Genomic DNA, 24,211 nt, shown 5'->3' with positions numbered 1-24,211 from the left:
GGCGGGGCCGGACTCCGTACGTCCGGCCCGCTCTCAGTCGGCGAGCCAGAGTCCCCTGGTCACACGGTCGGCCGCGGCCAGCACCCGCCGGTGGAGGTCGCCGGTCCGGTACATCCGGTCCGACCGGAAGGAGACGCCGAGCGACCCCATCTGCGAGCCGCCGTACACGGGCACCGCCACACAGACGGTGCCCAGGGCGTACTCCTCCCGGTCCATGACGACCGGGGCGGGCGGGGCCGAGTCGAGCTGCCGGACCAGCTCCTCGCGGTGGGTGATGGTGCGCGGAGTCAGATCGGCGAGCGTGTGCCGGGAGAAGTACTCGGCGCGGGCCTCGCGGTCCAGCTCCCGCAGGACGCACTTGCCCAGCGCCGTGGCGTGCCCGGCGTCCTTGAATCCCACCCAGAGGTCGACCCGCGGCGCCTTCGGACTGTCGACGATCTCCGCGATGCGGATCTCGCCCTCCTCGTAGAACGTCAGGTAGGCGGCGGACGCCACCTCGTCCCGCAGCGAGGCCAGGACCGGTCGCACCCGGTCGAGCAGCCCGTGCCCGTCGACGTCCTGGTGCGAGGAGTACAGCTTGTCACCCAGTACGAACACTCCGTCGTCGAGCTCCCGCAGGTAACCGTCCTGCGTGAGCACGCGCAGCAGGTGGAGGGCGGAGTCCCGCGGCAGGCCCGCCTCCCGCGCCAGCTGCGGCGCGGGAGCACCGTCCTCGTGCGCCCCCGCGGCCTCCATCAGGCGAAGGGCCTGCTGGACGGACGACAGCGTGGGGCCGGTCCGATCACCCATTCCACCAGCTTGGACCCAGGACGTCGCGGCGGCAATACCTCCCGGTTCCACCCCTTACCGGAGGGCCGGGCGACCGGTCAGTCCTCGCCCTCCAGATCGCCTTCCGTCTCCAGGAAGACCTTGCGCAGCGCCTCCAGCACGGCCGGGTCGGGCTCGGCCCACATGCCGCGGGACTCGGCCTCCAGGAGGCGTTCCGCGATGCCGTGCAGCGCCCAGGGGTTGGCCTGCTGGAGGAACGCGCGGTTCGTCGGGTCGAGGACGTACGTCTCGGTGAGCTTGTCGTACATCCAGTCCGCGACCACGCCGGTCGTCGCGTCGTACCCGAACAGGTAGTCGACCGTGGCGGCGAGCTCGAAGGCGCCCTTGTAGCCGTGGCGACGCATCGCCTCGATCCACTTCGGGTTGACCACCCGGGCACGGAAGACCCGGGACGTCTCCTCGACCAGCGTGCGGGTGCGGACCGTCTCGGGGCGGGTCGAGTCGCCGATGTACGCCTCGGGAGCGGTGCCCTTCAGCGCGCGCACGGTCGCGACCATGCCTCCGTGGTACTGGAAGTAGTCGTCCGAGTCCGCGATGTCGTGCTCACGGGTGTCGGTGTTCTTCGCGGCGACCGCGATGCGCTTGTACGCGGTCTCCATCTCGTCCCGGGCCGGGCGTCCGTCCAGCTCACGGCCGTAGGCGTAGCCGCCCCACACCGTGTAGACCTCGGCGAGGTCGGCGTCGGTGCGCCAGTCGCGGGAGTCGATGAGCTGGAGCAGCCCGGCACCGTACGTCCCCGGGCGGGAGCCGAAGATGCGGGTGGTGGCACGCCGCTCGTCGCCGTGTTCGGCCAGGTCGGCCTGGGTGTGCGCCCGGACGAAGTTCCGCTCGGCGGGCTCGTCGAGCGAGGCGGCCAGGCGTACGGCGTCGTCGAGGAGGCCGATCGTGTGCGGGAAGGCGTCCCGGAAGAACCCGGAGATGCGCAGCGTGACGTCGATGCGGGGGCGTCCCAGCTCCTCGTACGGGATCGCCTCCAGGCCCGTGACCCGGCGCGAGGCGTCGTCCCAGACGGGGCGGACGCCGAGCAGGGCGAAGGCCTCGGCGATGTCGTCGCCGGCGGTGCGCATGGCGCTCGTGCCCCACAGGGACAGGCCGACCGAGGTGGGCCAGTCGCCGTTGTCGGCGCGGTAGCGCTCCAGGAGCGAGTCCGCGAGGGCCTGGCCGGTCTCCCAGGCGAGTCGGGACGGGACGGCCTTCGGATCGACGGAGTAGAAGTTCCGTCCGGTCGGCAGGACGTTCACCAGACCGCGGAGCGGCGAGCCGGACGGTCCTGCGGGGACGAATCCGCCGTTCAGCGCGTGGACGGCGTGGTCCAGCTCGTCCGTGGTCGCGGCGAGGCGGGGCACGACCTCGCGGGCGGCGAAGTCGAGGATGTCGGCGACGGCCTGCGGGTGTCCGGCGGCCACACCGGCGACGGCGGCCGGGTCCCAGTCCGCGTCGTCCATCGCCTGGACGAGTGCGCGGGCCTTCTCCTCGGTCTCGTCGGCAGCGGTGCGGGTCGCGGCGGACTCGTCGAGGCCGAGCGCCTCGCGCAGTCCGGGCAGCGAGGCCGTGCCGCCCCAGATCTGGCGGGCGCGCAGGACGGCCAGGACCAGGTTGACCCGGTCCTTGCCGGCCGGGGCGCTGCCCAGGACGTGCAGGCCGTCGCGGATCTGGACGTCCTTGATCTCACAGAGCCAGCCGTCGAGATGCATGATGAACTCGTCGAAGCCCTCGTCCTCCGGCCGGCCTTCGAGACCCAGGTCGTGGTCGAGCTTGGCGGCCTGGATGAGCGTCCAGATCTGGGCGCGGACCGCCGGGAGCTTGGCCGGGTCCATCGCGGCGATCTGGGCGTGCTCGTCCAGGAGTTGTTCCAGTCGGGCGATGTCGCCGTAGCTGTCGGCGCGGGCCATCGGCGGCACGAGGTGGTCGACCAGGGTGGCGTGCACCCGGCGCTTGGCCTGGGTGCCCTCTCCCGGGTCGTTCACCAGGAACGGGTAGACGAGGGGGAGGTCGCCGAGCGCCGCGTCGGGGCCGCAGGCGGCGGACAGGCCGGCGTTCTTGCCGGGCAGCCACTCCAGGTTGCCGTGCTTGCCGAGGTGGATCATCGCGTCGGCGCCGAAGCCGTTGTCGTCGGCGGACGCGGCGATCCAGCGGTACGCGGCCAGGTAGTGGTGCGAGGGCGGCAGGTCCGGGTCGTGGTAGATCGCGATCGGGTTCTCACCGAAACCGCGCGGCGGCTGGATGAGGATCAGGAGATTGCCGCGGCGCAGGGCGGCGAGCACGATGTCGCCCTCGGGGTTGCGGGACCGGTCGAGGAACATCTCGCCGGGGGCCGGGCCCCAGTGGTGCTCGACGGCCTCGCGGAGCTCGGCGGGCAGTGTGGCGAACCAGCGGCGGTAGTCGGCGGCGGGGATGCGGACCGGGTTGCGGGCCAGCTGCTCCTCGGTGAGCCACTCCTGGTCGTGGCCGCCGGCCTCGATCAGTGCGTAGATCAGCTCGTCGCCGTCGCCGGAGACCAGCCCGGGGATCTCCTCCTCGGGCCCGAAGTCGTAACCCTCGGCCCGGAGCCTGCGCAGCAGGGCGACGGCGCTGGCGGGGGTGTCGAGACCGACCGCGTTGCCGATGCGGGAGTGCTTCGTCGGGTAGGCGGACAGGACGAGCGCGATCCGCTTCTCGGCGGCCGGGATGTGGCGGAGCCGGGCGTGCCGTACGGCGATTCCGGCGACCCGGGCCGCGCGCTCGGTGTCGGCGACGTAGGCGGGCAGGCCGTCCTCGTCGATCTCCTTGAAGGAGAACGGCACCGTGATCAGGCGGCCGTCGAACTCCGGCACCGCGATCTGGGTGGCGGCGTCCAGCGGGGAGACGCCCTCGTCGTTCTCCTCCCAGGCGGCGCGGGGGCTGGTGAGGCAGAGCGCCTGGAGGACGGGCACGTCGAGGCCGGTGAGGGCGCCGGCGTCCCAGGACTCGTCGTCGCCCCCCGCGGAGGCGGTGGCGGGCTTGGTGCCGCCGGCGGCGAGGACGGTGGTCACGATGGCGTCGGCGGCCCGGAGTTCGTCGATGAGCTCGGGCTCGGGGGTGCGGAGCGAGGCGACGTACAGCGGGAGGGGGCGGGCCCCGGCGTCCTCCACGGCGGCGCAGAGCGCTTCCACGAAGTCGGTGTTCCCGCTCATGTGGTGGGCGCGGTAGTAGAGCACCGCGATGGTGGGCCCGGTGACGCCCTCACGGGTCTTCCGCTCCAGCGGGCCCCACGCGGGGGCCGGGGCGGGCGGCTCGAAGCCGTGGCCGGTGAGCAGCACCGTGTCGGAGAGGAACCGGGCGAGCTGTTCCAGGTTGGCCGGGCCGCCGTGCGCGAGGTAGGCGTGCGCCTCGGCGGCGATGCCGATCGGGACGGTGGACGCGGCCATCAGCTGGGCGTCCGGGGCCTGTTCACCGGTCAGCACGACGACGGGGCGGCCGGTCGCCAGCACCTGGTCGAGCCCGTCCTGCCAGGCGCGTACGCCGCCGAGGAGACGTACGACGACGAGGTCGGTGCCGTCCAGCAGCGCGGGAAGGTCCTGGAGCGGGAGCCGGGACGGGTTGGCGTACCGGAAGCCGACAGGTCCACCGGAGGCACGGGCGCTCAGCAGGTCGGTGTCGGACGTCGACAGGAGCAGGATCATGCGGGGTCAGGCCTTCCTCGGGGTGTCCACGCCCCGGGCGGTGTCGGACGGCAGGAGTTCCTGACTCGCCCGGTCGTGGACCGGGCTCACAGTGGCGGGACCGCGCCGGAATCTCACCGGGCTTCCTCCCATGTCGCCGTCTGGCGATGGCGGACCGAACGGACCGCCGCTAGGCATAGTAGGCCGCAGGTGGGCGGGTGTGACCAGGGCCCCTGACGCGGCTGGGCCGGGATGGGGCGCGGCCCCGCCGGGATGTCCTGCAGCTCACAGTGACCGCAGGGCTGTGCCACGGTCACGGTGGGTATGCTCGCCGCCATGTCCGCATCCTCCAGTTCGCCCCGGTCTCCGGGCGACGCGTGTGCCCGGAGCAGTGGTGACGCCTGCCCCGGGACACTGCGTCTGCACCGTGCGGACGACGGTGCGCTGGCGCGGGTCCGCATACCCGGCGGGGTGCTGACCGCGGCCGGGGCGGACACGCTCCTGGACGCCGCACTGCGGCTGGGCGACGGTGAGTTGCATCTCACGTCGCGCGGCAACGTCCAACTGCGCGGCCTCGCCCCGGACTGCGGTCCGGAACTGGCCCGGCTGCTGAGCGGGGCCGGACTCCTTCCCTCCGAACGCCACGAGCGGGTACGCAACTTCGTCGCCTCCCCCCTCTCCGGTCTCGACGGTCTCGGGTCCGCGGACGTCGGGCCGTGGCTGACCGAGCTCGACCGGCTCGTCTGCGGCAGCGACCGCGCCGCGGACCTCTCCGGCCGGTTCCTCTTCGCGCTCGACGACGGCCGCGGAGACGTCGACGCCCTCGGCGCCGACCTCGCCCTGCTGGCCCGTACCGGCGAGACCGCGTTGCTGCGCGTCGGACCCACGGACGCCGTCCTCCGCCTGCCGGCCGACGACGGCCCGCGTGCCGCCCTCCTCGCCGCCGGGGCGTTCCTGGACGCGGCCCGCCCGACCGGGGCCTGGCGGGTGAAGGACCTGCCCGACGACGAGGCGTCCGCCCTGTCCGGCGCCGTCGTCCGACGCCTGCGGGACGCCGGGATCCCCGCCGCGCCGGACCGTCACCCCCGCCCGTCCGGCGCCCGCCCCCCGGCCCCCGGGCCCGTGCGGGGCCGGGGCCACGAGGTCGCGCTCTCCGTCGGCGTACCGCTGGGGCGGCTGGACCGGGAGCAGTGGCGGCTCCTGTCGGGCTCCGGCGAGCTGAGGCTCACCCCGTGGCGCGGCGCCGTCGTCTCCCGCGTCGTCCCCGAGCGGGTGGACGGCCTGCTCGGCGCCCTCTCCGGGGCCGGGCTGATCGTCGGCCCGGGCTCCGCGTGGGCCGGTGTCGGGGCGTGCATCGGGCAGCCCGGCTGCGCGAAGTCACTGGCCGACGTACGGGCCCAGGCGGGGGCCGCCGTCGGACCGGCGGGACGGCTCCCTGTGTACTGGTCCGGGTGCGAACGCCGGTGCGGCCATCCGCACGGGGAGTGGATCGACGTGGTCGCCACCCCCGCAGGACACCGGATCTCCCATGTGCGGGGGGACCGGACCACCCCGGCGGCGACCGTCCGGGACGACCCGGCCGCGCTCGCCGCCGCCGTGGCGGCGGCACGCGACGCCCGTACCGCCTGACCACCCAGTACCCGAAGCACCCCTGAAGAAAGAAAGCGACAGCACTGTGCACCAGTACGAGAAGGACGGACCGGCGATCTACCGCCAGTCCTTCGCCACCATCCGCGCGGAGGCGGATCTGGCCGGGCTGCCCGCCGACGTGAGCCAGGTCGCCGTCCGCATGATCCACGCCTGCGGCATGGTCGATCTCGTACGCGATCTCGCCTTCTCGCCGAACGCCGTGGCCGACGCCCGCGCGGCGCTCCGCTCCGGTGCGCCGATCCTGTGCGACGTGGCCATGGTCGCCAGCGGTGTCACCCGCAAGCGCCTGCCCGCGGACAACGACGTGATCTGCACCCTGTCCGACCCGGCCGTCCCCGGGCTGGCCGCGAAGCTCGGCACCACCCGCAGCGCCGCCGCCCTGGAGCTGTGGCGCGACCGGATGGAGGGGGCCGTCGTCGCCGTCGGCAACGCACCCACCGCGCTCTTCCGCCTGCTGGAGATGATCGAGGACGGTGCTCCCCGCCCGGCCGCCGTCATCGGTGTGCCGGTCGGCTTCATCGGGGCCGCCGAGTCCAAGGAGGCCCTGGCCGTCCACACGTCCGGCCTGGAGCACCTGATCGTGCGCGGCCGGCGCGGCGGCAGCGCCCTGGCGGCCGCCGCCCTCAACGCGATCGCCAGCGAGGAGGAGTGAGCGTGAGCGAGCAGCAGAGCACCGGAGGCACCGGGCGGCTGTACGGTGTCGGGCTCGGCCCCGGTGACCCGGCCCTGATGACCGTGCGGGCCGTACAGATCATCGCCGAGGCCGATGTCGTCGCGTACCACTCCGCCCGCCACGGCCGTTCCATCGCCCGCTCGATCGCGGCGCAGCACATCCGCGCCGACCACATCGAAGAGGCACTGGTCTACCCCCTCACGACGGAGACCACGGACCACCCCGGCGGCTACCGGGGCGCACTGGACGAGTTCTACACCGAGGCCGCGGCCCGGCTCGCCGTGCACCTCGACGCCGGACGCACCGTCGCCGTGCTCGCCGAGGGCGACCCGCTCTTCTACGGCTCGTACCAGCACATGCACAAGCGGCTCGCGCACCGTTACGCCACCGAGGTCGTCCCCGGCGTCACGTCGGTCAGCGCCGCCGCCGCCCGGCTCGGCACGCCGCTCGTCGAGGGCGAGGAGGTGCTGACGATCCTGCCCGGCACGCTGCCGGAGGAGGAGCTGACGGCACGTCTGGCGGCCACGGACTCCGCGGTGGTGATGAAGCTGGGCCGTACGTTCCCCGCCGTGCGCCGCGCGTTCGAGGCGTCCGGGCGGCTGCCCGAGGCGCGGTACGTGGAGCGGGCCACGATGGCCGGGGAGCGCACCGGCGACCTGGCGGACACGGACGCCGACTCGGTGCCGTACTTCGCGGTCGCGGTGCTGCCCAGCAGGATCGACGCGCCCCGCCCCGCACCGTCGGCGGCCCCGGGCACCGGTGAGGTCGTCGTCGTCGGCACCGGCCCCGCGGGACCACTGTGGCTGACGCCCGAGACGCGGGGGGCGCTGGCCGCCGCCGACGACCTCGTCGGCTACACGACGTATCTGGACCGGGTCCCGGTCCGCCCGGGGCAGCAGCGCCACGGCTCCGACAACAAGGTCGAGTCGGAGCGCGCCGAATTCGCCCTGGACCTGGCACGCCGGGGACGCCGTGTGGCCGTCGTGTCCGGCGGCGACCCGGGGGTCTTCGCCATGGCGACGGCCGTGCTGGAAGTGGCCTCGCAGGACGCGTACACGGACATAGCGGTGCGGGTGCTGCCCGGGGTGACCGCGGCCAACGCCGCAGCCGCCCGCGCGGGTGCTCCGCTGGGCCACGACTACGCCACCCTCTCGCTCTCGGACCGGCTCAAGCCCTGGGAGGTCATCGCCGAGCGGCTGCGCGCCGCCGCGACGGCCGACCTGGTCCTGGCGCTCTACAACCCCGGCTCCCGCAGCCGGACCTGGCAGGTCGGCAAGGCCCGGGACCTGCTGCTGGAACACCGCTCCCCGGACACCCCCGTGGTGCTCGGGCGTGATGTCGGCGGGCCGGCGGAGAGCGTGCGCACGGTGCGGCTCGCCGATCTCGATCCGGCCGAGGTCGACATGCGGACGATCCTGATCGTGGGTTCCTCGCAGACCCGTTGGGTGCGACGGGGCGACGGCCGGCAGATCGTCTGGACGCCGCGCCGCTACCCGGAGGGCTGACGGAGCCCTCCGGACACCGCCCGGGCCGGCCGCGCCGGGCGGTGTCCGGGCGGCCGGGCCGAAGCGGTGCCCGGACGGATCAGCGGTCCCGGACCGAGTCCGCCAGCCTGCCGATGGACCGGGCCGCCTCGGCCAGGCTGCGGGCCGCCTGCTCCAGCTCCACGGCGAGGCGGGCCGTCCGCTCGCGCTCCGCGGCGTCGTCCGGGGTGGCGAGGGCCGTGCCCCGGTATCCGATGGGGCCCTCGTCGTGCCGCTGGTAGTAGCCGCTGAAGTGGTCCGAGGTGACTCCGGCGAACCGCACACCGGAGAGCTGTATCTCGCCCGCGCCCCCGTTGCCGGTGATGTCGAGGCGGTAGCGGGAGTAGGCCACCGGGGCGGCACCGATCCGGAAACGCCTGCTCTCGAAGCGCCCGGTGAAGCTCTCCCCGGCCCGGGAGTCCAGCTCCGTCCAGCGGATGCCGTCCTGCGAGCCGAGCAGGGTCCAGTCCCGGGGATCACGGTCCGGGAAGTCGTTGGCGGTCGTCAGCGTGTAGCCGGTGAGGGCGAGGGGCCGGCCGAACGCGAAATCCACGGTGGCTTCGCACGAGCCGGCCAGCCACTTCGCCCGGGAGTCCCGGAGCAGATTCGTCGCCACCTCCCCGACCTCCTCGAACTCGTCGCTGACGTCGACGACCGTCGCCCCCGCGGTCACGTCCGGCGCGTCCCCCGCCCCCGAACGCCCGGTGGCGATGCTCAGCCCGGCCACACCGGAGTTGCCCCGCTGGTCACGCCAGGTCACCCGCTCCACGGGGCCGGAACCGTCCTCCACCAGGATCCGCAGCTCGCCGGAGTCGTGCCAGCCGCCGCCCCACCCCTCCTCGGTGCGGAAGCGGTGCACACGGACGCCCTCGGTCCCCTCCGGGAACGCCCCGCGCCCGATGACGCGGCCACGGAACTCGGCGAGAGTGCCGTCGGCGGCGCGGTGGTGGCCGTGGAAGTCGGACATGTTCGACTGGAAGCTGATCGCCGACTCCGCGCCGTTCTGCCCGCGCCATCCCAGCTGGGCGGGCAGCGACTGCTCACCCCGGTCGACGTGGAACAGCAGCCGGGGGCCGGGCCGCCAGTCCGAGGTGAACGGCAGACGCCGCTCCGTCGTGTAGGTGAAGACCGTGTCCCGGGCAGCCGCCGCGGCCATCGCGCGCTCGGAACGGCCGCGCTCGTACACGGAGTCGAGCGTGACGCGGTAGAGCCAGAGCATGCTGCGCGCGTCGGCCCCCGTGCGTATCTCCAGCGTGTTGGTACCCGGCCTCAGCAGCTCGCCCGGCACGGCGAAGACGTTGTCCTGCGGCAGGTCGCCGCCACCGGGCACGGTGAGCCCCTCCGTCAGCACCTTCCCGTTCAGCAGCAGGTCGACCGGCGCGTGTCCGGGGGACCCGCCCAGCTTGGAGACCAGCGCGGTGACCTTGAGCGTCGCCTCGAGGATCTGCTCCGCACCGTCCACCTCGAAGTCGAGCTCGGTGCTCGCGTCGGCCCCCATCACCAGGTGTGACGGTGCCTCATGGCAGTCGCGGTACCTGATCCCGGCATTGGACACGCTGACCGGCGTGGCGGAGAAGTCGGCGAACGTCGGTTGCATGGGGGGCTCCTGAGCCTTCGTCACGCCGGTTCGAGGCGTTGGTGAGTGGGTCTGCCCAAGACGTTAACGACGGCCACTGACATTGCTCCTCGCGACGGGTTCCCGGTGGTCGTGGCTCTGCCACCGGCTGACCTCCCGCCGGGCCGTCGGTCCGGCGGTACGGGGCCTCCCCGGCACCGCCGACGATCCGTGGCCGGCGGAGGCGCGGGCCCTCCGACGCGCCCGGACCGATCCGGCCGAAAGGCCTCAGGCCCCCTGCCCCACGAGGCCCCGCAGCCAGGCGACGGCCTCCTCCGGGGTCCCCGCCACCGGTACGCCGTCGGGGGCCGGCGGGCGGCGGACCACGACCACCGGGATCCCGGCCTCCCGCGCGGCGGTGAGTTTGGGGGCGGTCGCGTGGCCGCCGCTGTCCTTCGTCACGAGGACGTCGACGCCGTACCGCCGGACGAGCTCCCGCTCCCCGTCCAGGGAGAACGGCCCCCGGTCCAGCAGGATCTCCATCCGTGCCGGGTACGGGGCCTCCGGGGCGTCCACCGAACGCATCAGGAACCACAGCGGGTCCAGCTCCGCGAACGCGGCCAGCCCCATCCGCCCGGTCGTGAGGAAGACGCGCCGCCCCAGCCCCGGAAGGAGCTCCGCCGCCCCCGCCAGGGAGTCGGTCATGTGCCACCGGTCGCCGTCCGAGGGCACCCAGCCGGGCCGGCGCAGCGCAAGCAGGGGAACATGGACTGCGGCAGCGGCCGAGGCCGCGTTGAAACTGATCGTCCCGGCGAAAGGATGGGTGGCGTCGATGACCGCATCCACTCGGTGTGCGCGGAGCCACTCCGCCATTCCGTCGGCCCCGCCGAACCCGCCGACGCGCGTCTCGCCCGGCGGCAGTCTCGGGCTGGCGACCCGGCCCGCCAGTGAGCTGGTCACCCGCACCCAGGCCGGTCCGTCCGCGGCCACCAGGCACTCCGCGAGGCGGCGGGCCTCCGTCGTGCCGCCGAGGACGAGTACGTGCAAGGGCATGGGACCGGTCCATCCATGAGCAGTGAGGCGCAGGGCGGGCGCACCGCCCAACTCAAGCACACCGGTCTGCGACCGGGATGGACGACCGGTGCCTGTGCGACGGCGGCGACCACGGCCGCGTACACCGCCCTCCTGACCGGCGAGTTCCCCGATCCGGTGACGATCACGCTGCCCAGGGGCCAGACCCCCGCCTTCGCACTCGCGGTGGAGGAGCTCGCCGAGGGACGGGCCACGGCGGGCGTGGTCAAGGACGCGGGCGACGATCCGGACGTCACGCACGGCGCGCTCGTCCGGTCCACCGTACGGCTGCTGCCGCCCGGGTCCGGGGTGGTGTTCCGGGCCGGGCCCGGTGTGGGCACGGTGACGCTCCCCGGGCTGCCGCTCGACGTCGGGGAACCCGCGATCAATCCCGTGCCCCGCCAGATGATGCGGGACCACGTGGCACGGGTGGCCGCGGAACACGGGGGCACCGGGGACGTCGAGATCACGATCTCGGTGGACGACGGCGAGGAGATCGCACGTTTCACGTGGAACATCCGTCTGGGCATCCTGGGCGGGCTCTCGATCCTGGGGACGACGGGCGTCGTGGTGCCGTACTCCTGCTCGGCCTGGATCGACTCGATCCGCCGCGGCGTGGACGTGGCGCTGGCGGCCGGGCAGACGCACGTGGCGGGGTGCACGGGCTCGACCTCGGAGAAGACGGTGGCGGCCGAGCACGGACTGCCGGAGATCGCTCTGCTGGACATGGGGGACTTCGCGGGTGCGGTGCTGAAGTACGTACGCCGTCATCCGGTGGACCGGCTGACGATCTGCGGCGGGTTCGCGAAGCTGTCCAAGCTCGCCGCCGGTCACCTGGACCTGCACTCGGGCCGCTCCCAGGTCGACAAGCCCTTCCTGGCGCGGCTGGCACGGCAGGGCGGGGCGAGCGAGGCCCTGGCCGCCGAGATCGAGGTGGCGAACACGGGCCTCGCGGCACTGCAGCTCTGCATGGCGGCCGGGGTGCCGCTCGGCGACCTGGTCGCGGTGGCGGCCCGGGACCAGGCACTCTCGGTGCTGCGCGGGGCGCCGGTGGCCGTGGACGTCATCTGTATCGACCGGGCGGGCACGGTGGTGGGGCGCAGCGAAGTGCGCTGACGGTGCCACCGGCCGGGATCCTCCCGTCGCGCCCGGGGGCCGGCCGGCCCTCCGCGGCTCAGCAGGTGTGGCGGTCCCGGGCCGGGGAGTACAGGTGGCTGTCCCGGAACTGCTCCGCGCCCAGCGTCCGGCCCACCATGATCACCGCGGTCCGGACCACCCCGGCCGCCTTGACCTGCTCCGCGATGGAGTCCAGCGAGCCGCGCAGGATGATCTCGTCCGGGCGCGACGCCATGGCGACCACCGCGACGGGGCAGTCCGCCCCGTAGTGCGGCAGGAGCTCGTCGACCACCCGGTCGACGTACTGTGCCGCGAGGTGCAGCACGATCAGCGCGCCGCTGCGTCCCAGCGTCGCCAGGTCCTCGCCCTCGGGCATCGCGGTCGCGCGCTGGGCGACACGTGTGAGGATCACCGTCTGCCCGACGGTGGGCACGGTCAGCTCGCGCTTCAGCGCCGCCGCCGCCGCCGCGAACGCGGGCACTCCCGGCACCACCTCGTACGGCACGCCGGCCTCGTCGAGCCGCCGCATCTGCTCGTTGACCGCGCTGAAGACCGAGGGGTCGCCCGAGTGCAGCCGGGCGACGTCGTGCCCGCCCTCGTGCGCACGGACCAGCTCGGCGGTGATCCGGTCGATGTCGAGCCGGGCGGTGTCCACGAGCAGGGCGTCCGGCGGGCACTCCGCGAGCAGTTCGCGCGGCACCAGGCTGCCCGCGTACAGGCAGACCTGGCTGGCGGCGAGGATACGGGCGCCGCGCACGGTGATCAGATCGGCGGCGCCGGGGCCCGCGCCGATGAAGTACACGGTCATCAGTTGTCTCCTGAGGGGGTCGAAGAGGTCTTGCGCACGGACCACTGCGTGACGGGCATGGCCTGCCGCCACCCCGTGAACCCGCCGACCGGCACCGCGTGGGACACCGCCAGCCGTACCAGCGCGCCGCCGAACCGGCGGTACCGGTCCGCGAGCAGCGCCTCGGACTCCAGCGTGACGGTGTTGGCGACCAGCCGTCCGCCCGCGGGGAGCGCGTCCCAGCAGGCGTCGAGCAGGCCGGGGGCAGTGAGCCCGCCGCCGACGAAGACGGCGTCGGGCACGGGCAGCCCGGCCAGCGTGTCCGGAGCCCGGCCGGTGACCACACGCAGCGCCGGAACACCGAGCCGGTCCGCGTTGCGGGCGATGCGCCGCGCACGCTCCGGGTCGCGCTCCACGGTCACCGCGCGGCAGGACGGGTGGGTCCGCAGCCACTCCACCGCGATCGAGCCGGACCCGCCTCCGATGTCCCACAGGAGCTCGCCGGGAGCGGGGGCGAGGACGCCCAGGGTGGCCGCCCGCACGTGCCTCTTGGTGAGCTGGCCGTCGTGCTCGTACGCCTCGTCGGGCAGTCCCGGCACGGCGCCGAGGCGCAGGGCGTCGGGGGCGGCCCGGCAGTCCACCGCGATGACGTTCAGCGGGTCGCCGGCCGGGTGCGCCCAGGTGTCCGCGGTGCCGTCCAGGCAGTCCTCGTCCATGCCGCCCAGCTGCTCGAGCACCCGCATCCGGCTCGGGCCGAAGCCGTGCTCCCGCAGCAGTGCCGCCACCGCGGCGGGGGCCGTCGCGTCGGCGCCGAGGACCACCAGCCGGCGCCCGTCGTGCAGCGCGGCGGCCAGCCGGGCCGTGGGGCGCCCCACGAGCGTGACGGTCTCCGTGTCCTCCAGGGCCCAGCCGAGCCGGGCGCAGGCGTACGACACCGAGGACGGGTGCGGCAGGACGTGCAGGGCCCCGGCCCCCAGCTCCTCGGTGAGGGCCCGTCCGATGCCGTAGAACATGGGGTCACCGCTGGCCAGGACCGCGATCCTGCTCCCCGCGTGGGCGGCGAGCAGCCCACGCACCGCGGGCCGCAGGGGCGAGGGCCAGGGCACCCGCCGCCCCGCGCACACCGGAGGGAGCAGCCCCAGCTGGCGCTCTCCGCCGATCAGGACCTCGGCGTCCAGGAGCACCGAGCGCGCGGTCTCCGGCAGGCCCGCCCATCCGTCGGCGCCGATTCCCACGACACTCACGGCGGACCCGGGCGGCGGGACGGGGGGTACGGATGATGCGGGGGACACGGCCGCTACCTCGGTGTTTCGGTGGATGACGCTGCCGAACTCTACTGGGACGTGACTCCGGACCTGCGCGGCGGAGTGATTCCGGGGCAGTCCCCGCGTGGTGACGAGAACCCGCCCCGGGCTCCGGCGTCCCCTGTGGGAGCCGCCCACGAGGGCGGCGCGGCAACCGGAGGAGAAGACCATGAAGTACCTCGTGATGGTGCAGGGATCGCAGGCCGACTACGAGGCGATGGGCGGCAAGGCGTCCGGGGGCAGCCCGGCCTGGAACGAGCAGGACATGCAGGCGATGTTCGCCTTCATGGAAGAGATCAACAACGACCTCGCCGAGTCCGGTGAGCTGGTCGACGCCAACGGTCTGGCCGAACCCGCGAAGACCCTCTTCGTGCGTGCGGGCACCGACGGTCGGCCGGTGGTCTCCGACGGTCCGTACGCCGAGACCCAGGAGGTGCTCGCCGGGTACTGGGTGCTCGACTGCGCGAGCCCGGAGCGGGTGACCGAGATCGCGGCGCGCATCGCGCTCTGCCCGCAGCCCGCGGGCGCGCCCGCGCACCCCGTGGTGATCCGTCCGATCGGATCGGGCGGCGACCTCTGAGGAACCACCTGGCCGGAGGCACGGGTGAAGCGCGGGCCGAGGACACCGGGGACCTGCTGCACCGGCACGCGCCGCAGGTCCTCGGCGCGGCTCGTGCGTCGGAGGCCCACCACCCGCGGACGCGCGCGGCCCGGCTGCTCCCCTGACGGCGGAGCCGTACGCCACCACCCGAAGGCGCCATCGAGTCGCCGAACCCCGCCGGTCTCGCGATCATCGAAGACATGACGAAGCGCGACGACGGCAAGGGCCGCACCGTGCGGATCGCCCAGCAGCCCGAGGCGGACGAACTCCTGGGACGCAGTCCGCCGGCCGCCCTCGTCGGCCTGCTGCTGGACCAGCAGCAGGCCGATGGAGTGGGCGTTCACCGGGCCGTTCACCCTGGCCGTCCGCATGGAGTCGGACGATCTGGACGCCCGGCGGATCGCCTCGTACGACCCCGAGGCGTTCACCGCGCTCTTCACCGCGAAACCCGCGCTGCACCGCTGTCCCGGTTCCATGGCCGTGGGGGTCCCCCCTGCTCCTTCAGAGCTCGGGGGAGGGTGCAGCAGCTCTGCCAGTACCTGGTGGCGGAGTAGGACGGGGAGGCGAGCGCCGTATGGGCGGACGCCGCGACCGGCTCCGAGCTGCTGGAACGGCTCACGGCCCTGCCCGGCTTCGGCACCCAGAAGGCGCAGATCTTCCCGGCCCTGCTCGGCAAGCAGTTCGGTGTACGCCCCACGGGCCGGCGGGAGGCCGCAGGACCGTACGGCGAGGCGGGCTCGCACCGCTCGGTGGCGGACATCACCGGACCCGATTCGCTCGCCGCGGTGCGGGCGCGCAAGCAGCAGGCGAAGGCGGCGGCCAGAGCGGCGGGCCGGACCAGGTGATCAGGTACGGGCCGCACGGGCGGCCACGGACGCTTACAGGCTTCACGGGGACCGGCCGACGCGCCGGCCCTCCCGCACATCCGTACACACCGGAAGGACTCCTGTGCACGCATCTCGTCGCAGATCCCTGGCTGCTGCGGCCGCCACCGCCCTCGCCACACCCCTCCTCCTCGCCGCGTCCCCCCACCCCGGACACGCACCGCACGACCCGGCCGAAGCCGCCGCGAAGCTGTCGCGGGAGCTCGTGCGCGACTCGTCCGCGAAGGACGCGTACCGGCATCTGCGGCGCTTCCAGGCGATAGCCGACTCGGCGGAGGGCCACCGCGCGGCCGGCTCGCTCGGGCACGACGCCTCCGCCGCCTACGTCTACCGGCAGCTCCGGGAGGCCGGCTACGCGGTGGACTACCGGACCTTCGGCTTCGTCTACACCGAGACGCTCGCCGAGAAGCTCTCCGTGGTCTCGCCCACGCCCCGTGACATCGACATCAAGGCGATGACGTACACGAAGTCCACCGGGGCGGGCGGCATCCGGGCGGCCCTCCTCGCCGTCCCCGTCGACGCCACCACCGGCTGCGAGGCGGCCGACTACGCCTCCGCGGACTTCACCGGAAAGATCGCGCTGATCAAGCGCGGCGGCTGCTCCTTCGCCGACAAGCAGGCGGCCGCCGGCAGCGCGGGAGCGGCGGGAGCGGTGATCTACAACAACACCGAGGGCGTGCTCTCCGGCACCCTCGGGGACGTCTCGTCGGGGAAGATCCCCACCGGCGGACTCACCCGGGCGGAGGGCGAGAAACTCGTCGCCGGCCTGGCCGGGAGCGAGGTGACGGTCTCCTTCGAGATCCGCCAGCTCCAGGAGGAGCGCACCACCCGCAACGTCGTCGCGGAGACCCGGCGCGGGAACGCCGCGAAGACGGTCATGCTCGGTGCCCATCTCGACTCGGTCACCGACGGTCCCGGCATCAACGACAACGGTTCCGGCTCGGCCGGTCTCCTCGAAGTCGCCCTGCGACTCGCCGAGTCGCACGAGCAGCCCGCCAACAAGGTGCGCTTCGCGTGGTGGTCGGCCGAGGAGAACGGCCTCCTCGGCTCGGAGGCGTACGTCGCCAAGCTCTCCGGGGCACAGCGCGAGCAGATCGCGCTCTACCTGAACTTCGACATGATCGCGTCGCCGAACGGCGCGCAGTTCGTCTTCGACGGCGACGACTCCGACGGCACGGGCGCGGGCCCCGGCCCGGAGGGCTCCGCACAACTGGAGCGCGACATCAACGACTTCCTGGACGGGAAGAACAAGCCGCACACCGGCACGGACTTCACGGGACGCTCCGACTACGGGCCGTTCATCGAGGTCGGCATCCCCTCCGGCGGTACGGACACCGGCGCCGAGGGCGTCAAGACGGCCGACCAGGCCAAGACCTTCGGCGGGACGGCCGGCATCGCGTACGACCCGTGCTACCACGCGGCCTGCGACGACCTGGACAACGTCGACATGGCCCACTTCGACACCAACATCGATGTGATCGCCAACGCCGTCGGCACCTACGCCCACGACCTGCGCTCCCTGACCCGCCCGGGCCCGGCCGCGCCCACCGCCGGCGAAACCGGCGGTGGCGGAGGGCTGCGCGAGGGCCACACACACGGAGTCACCGAGTAGCGGGACCCGGCTCCGCATGCCGTGGGCGGTGAGTCCCGCTCACCGCCCACGGCCGCCACGCCGGGAAGGAGCGAGCGGGAGATCCGCCCGCCCCGTAGGAGCGTGCCCGGCGACCGTCGGTCCGCTCCGGCGGAGCACGCCGAGTGCGCCCGCGGTGCCCGGAGAAGGCGTCCCTGGCGGCGATGTCCCGCCACCGCGGCCGGTATGCGTCGCGGCTCCCGCGTCCACTTACGGCGACCCCTATCCGCTATCCCCCGTTTGGAAGCGTTTTGCACGGCGGCGCAGTCCCGTCCCGCGGCTGCGCCCGGAGGCCCTTGCCCGGTAGGCTTTCCGTGTGATCTTCAAGCGCATCGGAAATGGGCGGCCATATCCTGACCACGGCCGGGAAAGCACCCGGCAGTGGGCGGATGTCGCGCCGCGCCCGGTCCGCCTCGACCAACTGGTGACCACCAAGGGCCAGCTGGACCTCGAAACCCTCCTCGCCGAGGACTCCACCTTCTACGGCGACCTGTTCGCCCACGTCGTGAAGTGGCAGGGGGACCTCTATCTCGAGGACGGGCTGCACCGTGCCGTGCGGGCGGCCCTGCAGCAGCGCCAGGTGCTGCACGCGCGCGTCCTCGAGCTCGGCTGAGTCCCGCCACTCCCACCCGTGGGCCATTTCGGGCCTTTCGGGTGCTTTTATGCTCGTACGGGTGCCATCTGTTGATCGTTTAGTAGGCATCATCACCAGGTCGCACTACGCTGCGCCCATGAGCATGCTGACCCCTCCCGGCATGGGCGGAAAGTACCGCGTCACGGGGAACACCTACCCCCGCATGCGCCGCCCGCGTCACCGCCGCAAGCTGATCCTCTCGGCGATCGCCGCAGTGGCGGCCCTCGGCCTCGCCGGATGGGGCACGCTCCAGCTCATCGACGTCTTCACCGGGGGCGACAAGCAGGCCAACGCCGCCGAGCGTGCGAAGGCCTGCCCCTCCCCGACGGCGGCAGCGCCCGTCAAGGCGCTCCCCCGGCCGGCGGCGATCAAGGTCAACATCTACAACGCGACGCCGCGCAGCGGGCTCGCCAAGGCCGCCGCGGACGAGTTGAAGAAGCGCGGCTTCGCCATCGGCAAGGTGGACAACGCCCCGGCCGCCTACGACAAGAAGGTGTCCGGCACCGGACTGCTCCTCGGCGCTCCGGCGGCCACGAACGGTTCGTTCACGGTGCTGGCCACGCAGCTTCCCGGGGCCGTACAGAGGACCGACACCCGCAGGACGGCGGACGTCGATCTGATCATCGGTACGAAGTTCAAGACGTTCAGCTCGCCCGCCGCGGCGGCTTCGGCGCTCACGGCGCTGACGAAGCCCGCGCCGGCGCCGTCCTCCTGCTGAACCGGAACGGCGCCTTCGGCCGGCGGTGCCGCGTCGGGCACCGCCGGCCGAAGGCGCCGCGCCTCGGGCACCGTCAGTCGACGGTGCCGTACATCCGGTCGCCCGCGTCGCCGAGGCCCGGCACGATGTAGCCGTTCTCGTTGAGCCGCTCGTCGACCGAGGCGGTGACCACCGTGACCGGCGTGCCGGCCAGCTCGCGCTCCATCACCTCGACGCCCTCGGGCGCGGCGAGCAGCACGACCGCGGTGACGTCGTCCGCCCCGCGCTTGATGAGTTCCCTGATGGCCGCGACGAGCGTGCCGCCGGTGGCCAGCATCGGGTCCAGGACGTAGACCTGACGGCCGGAGAGGTCCTCGGGCATCCGCGTCGCGTACGTCTCCGCCTGGAGGGTCTCCTCGTTGCGGATCATGCCCAGGAAGCCGACCTCGGCGGTCGGGAGCAGCCGCACCATGCCGTCGAGCATGCCGAGCCCGGCGCGCAGGATCGGGACGACGAGCGGCCGGGGGTACGACAGCTTCACACCGGTCGTGGGCGTCACCGGGGTCTCGATGTCGACCTGCTCGGTCCGCACATCCCTGGTGGCCTCGTACGCCAGGAGGGTGACCAGCTCGTCGGCGAGCCGCCGGAAGGTCGGGGAGTCGGTGCGCTTGTCGCGCAGCGTGGTGAGTTTGTGCGCCACCAGCGGGTGGTCGACGACGTGGATCCGCATGACGTCCACAGTAGCCGGGCCCCGGGCAGGGTTCCCGCCAGTCTGCGCTGGCATCAACCGCCTGTTCGGAGGGAAGGTGGGTGCATACGGACCCAGGCTTGGGGTGGTGTGTCGATTGCCCGACGGGGAACAGCGAAATCAGCGGCAGGCCGCGCGCGACGCGCGCGACCTGCCCGACGCGCGGGAGAACGTGCCGGACGCGCAGGAGAGTGACGCTGCGCGCCGGAGGCGCCGGGCGCAGTTCCTCCGCGAACTGCACGAGGCGAAGCAGCTCCGCGACCGGGTCCAGCCGCGCCGCGCCCGCGCGGCCCGTATGCGCCAACAGATGCGGATGCGTACGTTCCGCTGGTGACCGCCGTCCACGTGGCCGCCGGACCGGCCCCGGGAGGGGCGCGGGGGAGCACGGGCCGGCAGCGAATTGCGGAACTGATGGCCGACGCAACGGCCGAAGACGTCTCGCATCGCGCTCGTTTCTGCCACGATGCCGATTGGGCGGGGCCCAGGGCGGCCGGACCACCGGCTGCCCTCCCGTCGGACCGATTCGCCTATGACCAGTGGGAGAGTCACGGTGTACTTCGCCGCACTGCTCGCGCGCACCGAAGACGGGTGGGAAGCGAGCGATACAGAGCTCGACGATGTCGAAACCCTGTCCGACCTGACTGATCTGGCCCGTGAGGCCTCGATGGACGAGGACACGGTCCTGGTCTACATCGAGCAGGAGGACGCCTGGTTCGGCGTCATCCGGGTGGACGGTGAGGAGGACCCCCGTATCTACGTCTCGGACGCGTCCGCCGCCGCCCGCTCCTCGTACGGGGAGATCCTGCTCACCGACGAACTGCTCGGCCGTGAACCGGGGGCCGAGGACGAGATCGCCGCACTGGAGGAACTCGTCGACCTCGACGGTACGCAGGACGACGACGCCCACGGCCGGGCCGCCCCCGTCGTGGCCGATACCGACCCGGACCACGACCCCGACGCCGTACCGGCGGGGCCGCTGGGCGAACTCGGGATCCTCACCGACCTCGGGCTGTCCGAGAAGGAGTTGCTGACCCTGCGCACCGACGCGCTGGGGGAGATCGCGGACGCGCTGGGCGCGGCCGAGGTCCTGGAGTCCGTCCGCTAGGGTCCGCGGGTGAACGCACCACCACCCCCACCCTCCTCACCGCCTTCCCCCGATCCCGTACGGGACCCGTGGCAGGCACCCATGCGCCGAGCCCTCGACGAGGCCGCGCAGGCGGCGCTGGCCGGCGATGTGCCGGTCGGCGCCGTCGTCCTCGGTCCGGACGGCGCCCTGCTCGCAGCGGGCCACAACGAGCGTGAGGCGACCGGCGACCCGACGGCCCACGCCGAAGTGCTCGCCCTGCGCCGTGCCGCCGCCGCGCTCGGCGCCTGGCGGCTGACCGGCTGCACGCTGGTCGTCACCCTGGAGCCCTGCACGATGTGCGCGGGCGCGCTCGTGCAGTCCCGGATCGGCCGGGTCGTCTACGGGGCGCGGGACGAGAAGGCCGGCGCCGCGGGCTCGCTCTGGGACGTCGTGCGGGACCGCAGGCTCAACCACCGCCCCGAAGTGATCCACGGGGTCCTGGAGGACGCCTGCGCGGCCCGGCTGACGGCCTTCTTCCGCGAGCGGTGACGCCTCCCGGGCACACACCGGCCGACCGGCGGGAAACGGATTTCGGACCTGGGCCCGGAATGGTCTAAGCTCTCTCTCGGTAGCGTGTCCGAGCGGCCGAAGGAGCTCGCCTCGAAAGCGAGTGTGGGGAAACTCACCGAGGGTTCAAATCCCTCCGCTACCGCTCTTACGAAGGGCCCGGCGCATCGCGTCGGGCCCTTCGAGCGTTCCCGGACACGACTGCGGCCCCGGCTCGGTGAGCCGGGGCCGCAGTCGTGTGCCGCGTCGTTCGAGGTCGGGGGGAGCGGCGTCGGGGGGACAAGCCGCTCCCCCCGGTGAGGACGGGACCAGGGGCCCTCGCCGCGGTCGGGGGAAGTCTCGCGGCGTGGACCTCGGAGAGGTCCTGTCCCTCGGCCCGCGCATTTCTGCCACCTGCACGGGCTCGCTCACCATCCTCCCCCTCGGCAGAAGCCGCACCTGCGGGCAAAGGGCCCGATTCGACGGGTCCTTGGTCCCTAAGAGTCGTATCAGTGATCGGAAACAGCCCCCGGATACGGCCGTACGTGCGGCTAGAATCACCCGACCGCGCAGGTGAGCGAACGGGTGAGGCGAGGGTTGTGGTGCAAGCGAAGAAGATCGCGCTCTACTTGATTGTGGTCTTCGTGCTGTACACGATCATCACGTCCCCCGCCCGGGCCGCCGATCTCGTCCAAGTCGGGTTCGAAGGCGTGTCGAGTGCCGCCCAGGGCGTCGGGGACTTCATGTCCGAGCTCGTGAAGTAGGAGAACCCCCATGATCCGCCACCTGGTCCTGTTCAAGCTGAACGACGGCGTCGAACGGGACGATCCGCGGGTCGTCGCAGGGGTGGAGGCCTTCCGGGAGCTCGGTGGGAGGATTCCCGAGCTGGAGTTCTGGGAGTGCGCCTGGAACGTCACCGACCGGCCGATCGCGTACGACTTCGCCATCAACTCGGCGGTCGCGGACGAGGACGCCCTCACGCGCTACATCGAGCACCCCGACCACCGGGCCGCGGCCGGTCAATGGCGCGCGTTCGCCACTTGGGTGATTGCCGACTACCCCTTCTGACGCGTTCCGGTACCCCGGCCCCGTCGGCCCCTCCCCTACGGGAGAGGGGCTCTTCGTCGCGTTTAAACCGAAATGCCCCCAACACGACTCCATGCGGTGCTTGCGTCCAGTGGACATGTGTTGTGATGCTATGACCGCTTTTGACGGATGAGTTGACCGTAGTTGACCGCAAAGGGGTGGCGACACCGTGCCGGCCAGTACAGCGCCTCAAGTCCCGCCCCAGAACGTCCAGACCGACGAGATCCAGACCGAGACCCCCGACCCCGCCGCGCCCGCCAAGGCCCGGGGCGCGGACACGAGGGCGCTCACCCAGGTGCTGTTCGGCCGGCTCAAGGACCTCGAACCGGGCACCACGGAGCACCACCGGGTGCGGACCGCCCTGATCGAGGCGAACCTGCCGCTCGTGCGGTACGCGGCGGCCCGGTTCCGCAGCCGCAACGAGCCGATGGAAGACGTCGTCCAGGTCGGCACCATCGGCCTGATCAACGCCATCGACCGCTTCGACCCGGAACGCGGGGTCCAGTTCCCGACGTTCGCTATGCCCACCGTGGTCGGCGAGATCAAGCGCTACTTCCGGGACAACGTACGGACCGTCCACGTGCCGCGGAGGCTGCACGAGCTCTGGGTCCAGGTCACCGGCGCCACCGAGGACCTGACGACCGCTCACGGCCGCTCACCGACCACGGGCGAGATCGCCGAGCGGCTCAGGATCTCCGAGGACGAGGTCCTCGCGTGCATCGAGGCGGGCCGCTCGTACCACGCCACCTCACTGGAGGCCGCCCAGGAGGGTGACGGACTGCCCGGACTCCTGGACCGGCTCGGCTACGAGGATCCGGCGCTGGCCGGGGTCGAACACCGCGACCTCGTACGGCACCTGCTCGTCCAGCTGCCCGAGCGCGAGCAGCGGATCCTGCTGCTGCGCTACTACAACAACCTGACGCAGTCCCAGATCAGCGCCGAGCTGGGCGTCTCCCAGATGCATGTGTCAAGGCTTCTGGCCAGAAGTTTCGCCCGTCTGCGATCCGCAAACAGGATCGAGGCGTAACCGGAACGGGTAGACCCCCTGTAGATGGGTTCCGGAGGCGTAAAAGCCGTACACCCCCTGTTTCCTGCACAGTTCCACCGCTTACTTGTCGACATGTCACTACAGCGTGTTGCCGACATGTGACATTCTGCTGGAACCGCGTTTGCCGCAGCCCTACCTCCGGTATTCAGGTGGAGGCTGCGTTCCTCCGATGGTCGTGGCCACCGCGACCGTCCGCGACCTCAAGGGGGTGGCATGTCCGCAGAACAGGGCAGCTCGAAGGTGCTCACGCTCACGAAGAGCGCAGCAGCACCTGCCGTGCTCACCAGCTCATCGGAAGCCATCGATACCCGGACCCTGTCCCGCTCCCTGTTCCTGCGGCTCGCCGCGCTCGGTCCCGCTTCGGGCCCCGACGGAACGGACAGCCCCGAGCGGGCCTATGTGCGGGACACACTCATCGAGCTCAACCTCCCGCTCGTGCGGTACGCGGCGGCGCGGTTCCGGAGCCGCAACGAACCCATGGAGGACATCGTCCAGGTCGGGACGATCGGCCTGATCAAGGCGATCGACCGCTTCGACTGTGAACGGGGCGTGGAATTCCCCACGTTCGCGATGCCGACCGTCGTGGGGGAGATCAAGCGCTTCTTCCGCGACACGTCGTGGTCGGTGCGGGTGCCCCGCCGGCTGCAGGAGCTGCGGCTCGCCCTCACCAAGACCAGCGACGAGCTCGCCCAGAAGCTCGACCGCTCGCCGACCGTGCCGGAGCTGGCCAAGGCGCTCGGGGTCTCCGAGGAGGACGTGGTCGACGGCCTGGCCGTGGGCAACGCTTACACGGCCTCCTCGCTGGACTCCCCGTCCCCCGAGGACGAAGGCGGCGAGGGCTCGCTGGCGGACCGTCTGGGGTACGAGGACGCGGCACTGGAAGGCGTCGAGTACCGGGAGTCCCTGAAGCCGCTGCTGGCCAAACTCGCCCCGCGCGAGCGGCAGATCATCATGCTGCGCTTCTTCGCCAACATGACCCAGTCGCAGATCGGCGAGGAGGTCGGCATCTCCCAGATGCACGTCTCACGGCTGCTGACGCGGACGCTCACCCAGCTCAGGGAAGGGCTCATCGCCGACTGACCCGACCGACCCGACCCGGGTCACCGACGCACGTCCCGTCCCGTCGGCCGATCCGGTGCGGCGG

At 72.7% G+C, this 24,211-nt stretch carries 22 protein-coding genes, 1 tRNA gene, 1 pseudogene and 1 riboswitch; of the genes and pseudogenes, 17 read left to right on the top strand and 7 right to left on the bottom strand.

Annotation, left to right across the window (positions count from 1 at the left end):
- Window positions 1–33 precede the first annotated feature (33 nt).
- Together OG927_RS16985 and cobN are read right to left on the bottom strand one after the other, a co-directional pair.
- Window positions 34–789 (bottom strand): IclR family transcriptional regulator, encoded by a 756-nt coding sequence (locus OG927_RS16985; RefSeq protein WP_056793054.1) that lies wholly within the window; start codon window positions 787–789, stop codon window positions 34–36.
- Between the two features lie 77 nt (window positions 790–866).
- The gene (cobN, locus tag OG927_RS16980; protein WP_330320394.1) at window positions 867–4,469 is read right to left on the bottom strand and encodes a cobaltochelatase subunit CobN; all 3,603 of its coding nucleotides are present in this window, start codon (window positions 4,467–4,469) and stop codon (window positions 867–869) included.
- 32 nt (window positions 4,470–4,501) lie between these two features.
- Window positions 4,502–4,643: riboswitch (cobalamin riboswitch) on the bottom strand.
- A gap of 129 nt (window positions 4,644–4,772) precedes the next feature.
- Between cobN and OG927_RS16975 the strand changes: the two genes are divergently transcribed.
- The 3 genes from OG927_RS16975 to cobJ are packed head-to-tail and all read left to right on the top strand — an operon-like array spanning window position 4,773 to window position 8,276.
- Window positions 4,773–6,077 (top strand): cobalamin biosynthesis protein CobG, encoded by a 1,305-nt coding sequence (locus OG927_RS16975; RefSeq protein ID WP_330320393.1) that lies wholly within the window; start codon window positions 4,773–4,775, stop codon window positions 6,075–6,077.
- A 46-nt stretch (window positions 6,078–6,123) separates the two neighbouring features.
- Window positions 6,124–6,750: a precorrin-8X methylmutase gene (locus OG927_RS16970; protein ID WP_056793057.1), complete on the top strand. Its 627-nt coding sequence runs from the start codon at window positions 6,124–6,126 to the stop codon at window positions 6,748–6,750.
- A complete protein-coding gene (cobJ, locus tag OG927_RS16965; protein WP_056793058.1) occupies window positions 6,747–8,276 on the top strand; it encodes a precorrin-3B C(17)-methyltransferase in 1,530 nt (509 codons plus the stop codon). The genes OG927_RS16970 and cobJ overlap by 4 nt, the downstream gene beginning before the upstream one ends.
- A 79-nt stretch (window positions 8,277–8,355) precedes the next feature.
- On the opposite strand, the gene OG927_RS16960 is transcribed toward cobJ, so the two are convergent.
- Together OG927_RS16960 and OG927_RS16955 are read right to left on the bottom strand one after the other, a co-directional pair.
- A complete protein-coding gene (locus OG927_RS16960; RefSeq protein WP_330320392.1) occupies window positions 8,356–9,891 on the bottom strand; it encodes an alpha-1,2-mannosidase in 1,536 nt (511 codons plus the stop codon).
- Window positions 9,892–10,137: 246 nt separating this feature from the next.
- Window positions 10,138–10,902 (bottom strand): cobalt-precorrin-6A reductase, encoded by a 765-nt coding sequence (locus tag OG927_RS16955; RefSeq protein ID WP_209470117.1) that lies wholly within the window; start codon window positions 10,900–10,902, stop codon window positions 10,138–10,140.
- 15 nt (window positions 10,903–10,917) lie between these two features.
- Between OG927_RS16955 and OG927_RS16950 the strand changes: the two genes are divergently transcribed.
- Window positions 10,918–12,036 carry a cobalt-precorrin-5B (C(1))-methyltransferase gene (locus OG927_RS16950; RefSeq protein ID WP_124281772.1) on the top strand — a complete coding sequence of 373 codons (1,119 nt, stop codon included), beginning with the start codon at window positions 10,918–10,920 and terminating at the stop codon, window positions 12,034–12,036.
- 58 nt (window positions 12,037–12,094) lie between these two features.
- On the opposite strand, the gene cobM is transcribed toward OG927_RS16950, so the two are convergent.
- Together cobM and cbiE are read right to left on the bottom strand one after the other, a co-directional pair.
- The gene (gene cobM / locus OG927_RS16945) at window positions 12,095–12,844 is read right to left on the bottom strand and encodes a precorrin-4 C(11)-methyltransferase (RefSeq protein WP_056793062.1); all 750 of its coding nucleotides are present in this window, start codon (window positions 12,842–12,844) and stop codon (window positions 12,095–12,097) included.
- Window positions 12,844–14,115: a precorrin-6y C5,15-methyltransferase (decarboxylating) subunit CbiE gene (gene cbiE / locus OG927_RS16940; RefSeq protein WP_124281773.1), complete on the bottom strand. Its 1,272-nt coding sequence runs from the start codon at window positions 14,113–14,115 to the stop codon at window positions 12,844–12,846. The genes cobM and cbiE overlap by 1 nt, the downstream gene beginning before the upstream one ends.
- Window positions 14,116–14,296: 181 nt before the next feature.
- Between cbiE and OG927_RS16935 the strand changes: the two genes are divergently transcribed.
- The 5 genes and pseudogenes from OG927_RS16935 (at window position 14,297) to OG927_RS16915 (ending at window position 18,594) form a co-directional block, all read left to right on the top strand.
- A complete protein-coding gene (locus OG927_RS16935; RefSeq protein WP_124281774.1) occupies window positions 14,297–14,707 on the top strand; it encodes a YciI family protein in 411 nt (136 codons plus the stop codon).
- Between the two features lie 221 nt (window positions 14,708–14,928).
- Window positions 14,929–15,573, top strand: a pseudogene (locus tag OG927_RS16930) (HhH-GPD-type base excision DNA repair protein).
- A 103-nt stretch (window positions 15,574–15,676) separates the two neighbouring features.
- Window positions 15,677–17,224: a M28 family metallopeptidase gene (locus tag OG927_RS16925; protein WP_319101229.1), complete on the top strand. Its 1,548-nt coding sequence runs from the start codon at window positions 15,677–15,679 to the stop codon at window positions 17,222–17,224.
- Window positions 17,225–17,558: 334 nt separating this feature from the next.
- The gene (locus OG927_RS16920) at window positions 17,559–17,855 is read left to right on the top strand and encodes a type II toxin-antitoxin system VapB family antitoxin (protein WP_003955420.1); all 297 of its coding nucleotides are present in this window, start codon (window positions 17,559–17,561) and stop codon (window positions 17,853–17,855) included.
- Between the two features lie 142 nt (window positions 17,856–17,997).
- The gene (locus OG927_RS16915) at window positions 17,998–18,594 is read left to right on the top strand and encodes a LytR C-terminal domain-containing protein (protein WP_056793064.1); all 597 of its coding nucleotides are present in this window, start codon (window positions 17,998–18,000) and stop codon (window positions 18,592–18,594) included.
- A gap of 73 nt (window positions 18,595–18,667) precedes the next feature.
- Here the strand turns inward: OG927_RS16915 and upp are convergent, their stop codons facing one another.
- On the bottom strand, window positions 18,668–19,303 hold the full coding sequence (upp, locus tag OG927_RS16910; protein WP_056793563.1) for a uracil phosphoribosyltransferase: 636 nt from the start codon (window positions 19,301–19,303) through the stop codon (window positions 18,668–18,670).
- A gap of 115 nt (window positions 19,304–19,418) precedes the next feature.
- Here upp and OG927_RS16905 point away from each other — a divergent pair, with 115 nt between their 5' ends.
- The 8 genes from OG927_RS16905 to OG927_RS16870 all read left to right on the top strand — a co-directional run bounded on the left by OG927_RS16905 (window position 19,419) and on the right by OG927_RS16870 (window position 24,147).
- The gene (locus tag OG927_RS16905) at window positions 19,419–19,655 is read left to right on the top strand and encodes a hypothetical protein (protein WP_056793564.1); all 237 of its coding nucleotides are present in this window, start codon (window positions 19,419–19,421) and stop codon (window positions 19,653–19,655) included.
- Between the two features lie 216 nt (window positions 19,656–19,871).
- Window positions 19,872–20,426: a tRNA adenosine deaminase-associated protein gene (locus tag OG927_RS16900; protein ID WP_056793065.1), complete on the top strand. Its 555-nt coding sequence runs from the start codon at window positions 19,872–19,874 to the stop codon at window positions 20,424–20,426.
- 81 nt (window positions 20,427–20,507) lie between these two features.
- A complete protein-coding gene (gene tadA / locus OG927_RS16895) occupies window positions 20,508–20,936 on the top strand; it encodes a tRNA adenosine(34) deaminase TadA (RefSeq protein ID WP_056793066.1) in 429 nt (142 codons plus the stop codon).
- A gap of 78 nt (window positions 20,937–21,014) precedes the next feature.
- Window positions 21,015–21,099 (top strand) — tRNA-Ser (locus tag OG927_RS16890).
- Between the two features lie 433 nt (window positions 21,100–21,532).
- On the top strand, window positions 21,533–21,697 hold the full coding sequence (locus tag OG927_RS16885; RefSeq protein WP_164494166.1) for a hypothetical protein: 165 nt from the start codon (window positions 21,533–21,535) through the stop codon (window positions 21,695–21,697).
- A 10-nt stretch (window positions 21,698–21,707) separates the two neighbouring features.
- On the top strand, window positions 21,708–22,001 hold the full coding sequence (locus tag OG927_RS16880) for a Dabb family protein (protein WP_056793067.1): 294 nt from the start codon (window positions 21,708–21,710) through the stop codon (window positions 21,999–22,001).
- Window positions 22,002–22,188: 187 nt separating this feature from the next.
- Window positions 22,189–23,046 carry an RNA polymerase sigma factor SigF gene (locus OG927_RS16875; protein ID WP_330320391.1) on the top strand — a complete coding sequence of 286 codons (858 nt, stop codon included), beginning with the start codon at window positions 22,189–22,191 and terminating at the stop codon, window positions 23,044–23,046.
- 234 nt (window positions 23,047–23,280) lie between these two features.
- Window positions 23,281–24,147 (top strand): RNA polymerase sigma factor SigF, encoded by an 867-nt coding sequence (locus tag OG927_RS16870; RefSeq protein WP_330320390.1) that lies wholly within the window; start codon window positions 23,281–23,283, stop codon window positions 24,145–24,147.
- Window positions 24,148–24,211 lie beyond the last annotated feature (64 nt).

It is taken from the genome of Streptomyces clavifer, from assembly GCF_036345975.1.
In the GTDB taxonomy this organism is placed as follows: Bacteria; Actinomycetota; Actinomycetes; order Streptomycetales; family Streptomycetaceae; genus Streptomyces; species Streptomyces clavifer.
This window is presented reverse-complemented; position numbering and strand designations above follow the sequence as displayed.

Excerpts from the sequence above, each read along its gene's own strand:
- OG927_RS16985 (WP_056793054.1), bottom strand. The coding sequence starts at position 789 with ATGGGTGATCGGACCGGCCCCACGCTGTCGTCCGTCCAGCAGGCCCTT.
- cobN (WP_330320394.1), bottom strand. The coding sequence starts at position 4,469 with ATGATCCTGCTCCTGTCGACGTCCGACACCGACCTGCTGAGCGCCCGT.
- OG927_RS16975 (WP_330320393.1), top strand. The coding sequence starts at position 4,773 with ATGCTCGCCGCCATGTCCGCATCCTCCAGTTCGCCCCGGTCTCCGGGC.
- OG927_RS16960 (WP_330320392.1), bottom strand. The coding sequence starts at position 9,891 with ATGCAACCGACGTTCGCCGACTTCTCCGCCACGCCGGTCAGCGTGTCC.
- OG927_RS16955 (WP_209470117.1), bottom strand. The coding sequence starts at position 10,902 with ATGCCCTTGCACGTACTCGTCCTCGGCGGCACGACGGAGGCCCGCCGC.
- OG927_RS16950 (WP_124281772.1), top strand. The coding sequence starts at position 10,918 with ATGAGCAGTGAGGCGCAGGGCGGGCGCACCGCCCAACTCAAGCACACC.
- cobM (WP_056793062.1), bottom strand. The coding sequence starts at position 12,844 with ATGACCGTGTACTTCATCGGCGCGGGCCCCGGCGCCGCCGATCTGATC.
- OG927_RS16935 (WP_124281774.1), top strand. The coding sequence starts at position 14,297 with ATGAAGTACCTCGTGATGGTGCAGGGATCGCAGGCCGACTACGAGGCG.
- OG927_RS16915 (WP_056793064.1), top strand. The coding sequence starts at position 17,998 with ATGGGCGGAAAGTACCGCGTCACGGGGAACACCTACCCCCGCATGCGC.
- upp (WP_056793563.1), bottom strand. The coding sequence starts at position 19,303 with ATGCGGATCCACGTCGTCGACCACCCGCTGGTGGCGCACAAACTCACC.
- tadA (WP_056793066.1), top strand. The coding sequence starts at position 20,508 with ATGCGCCGAGCCCTCGACGAGGCCGCGCAGGCGGCGCTGGCCGGCGAT.
- OG927_RS16880 (WP_056793067.1), top strand. The coding sequence starts at position 21,708 with ATGATCCGCCACCTGGTCCTGTTCAAGCTGAACGACGGCGTCGAACGG.
- OG927_RS16870 (WP_330320390.1), top strand. The coding sequence starts at position 23,281 with ATGTCCGCAGAACAGGGCAGCTCGAAGGTGCTCACGCTCACGAAGAGC.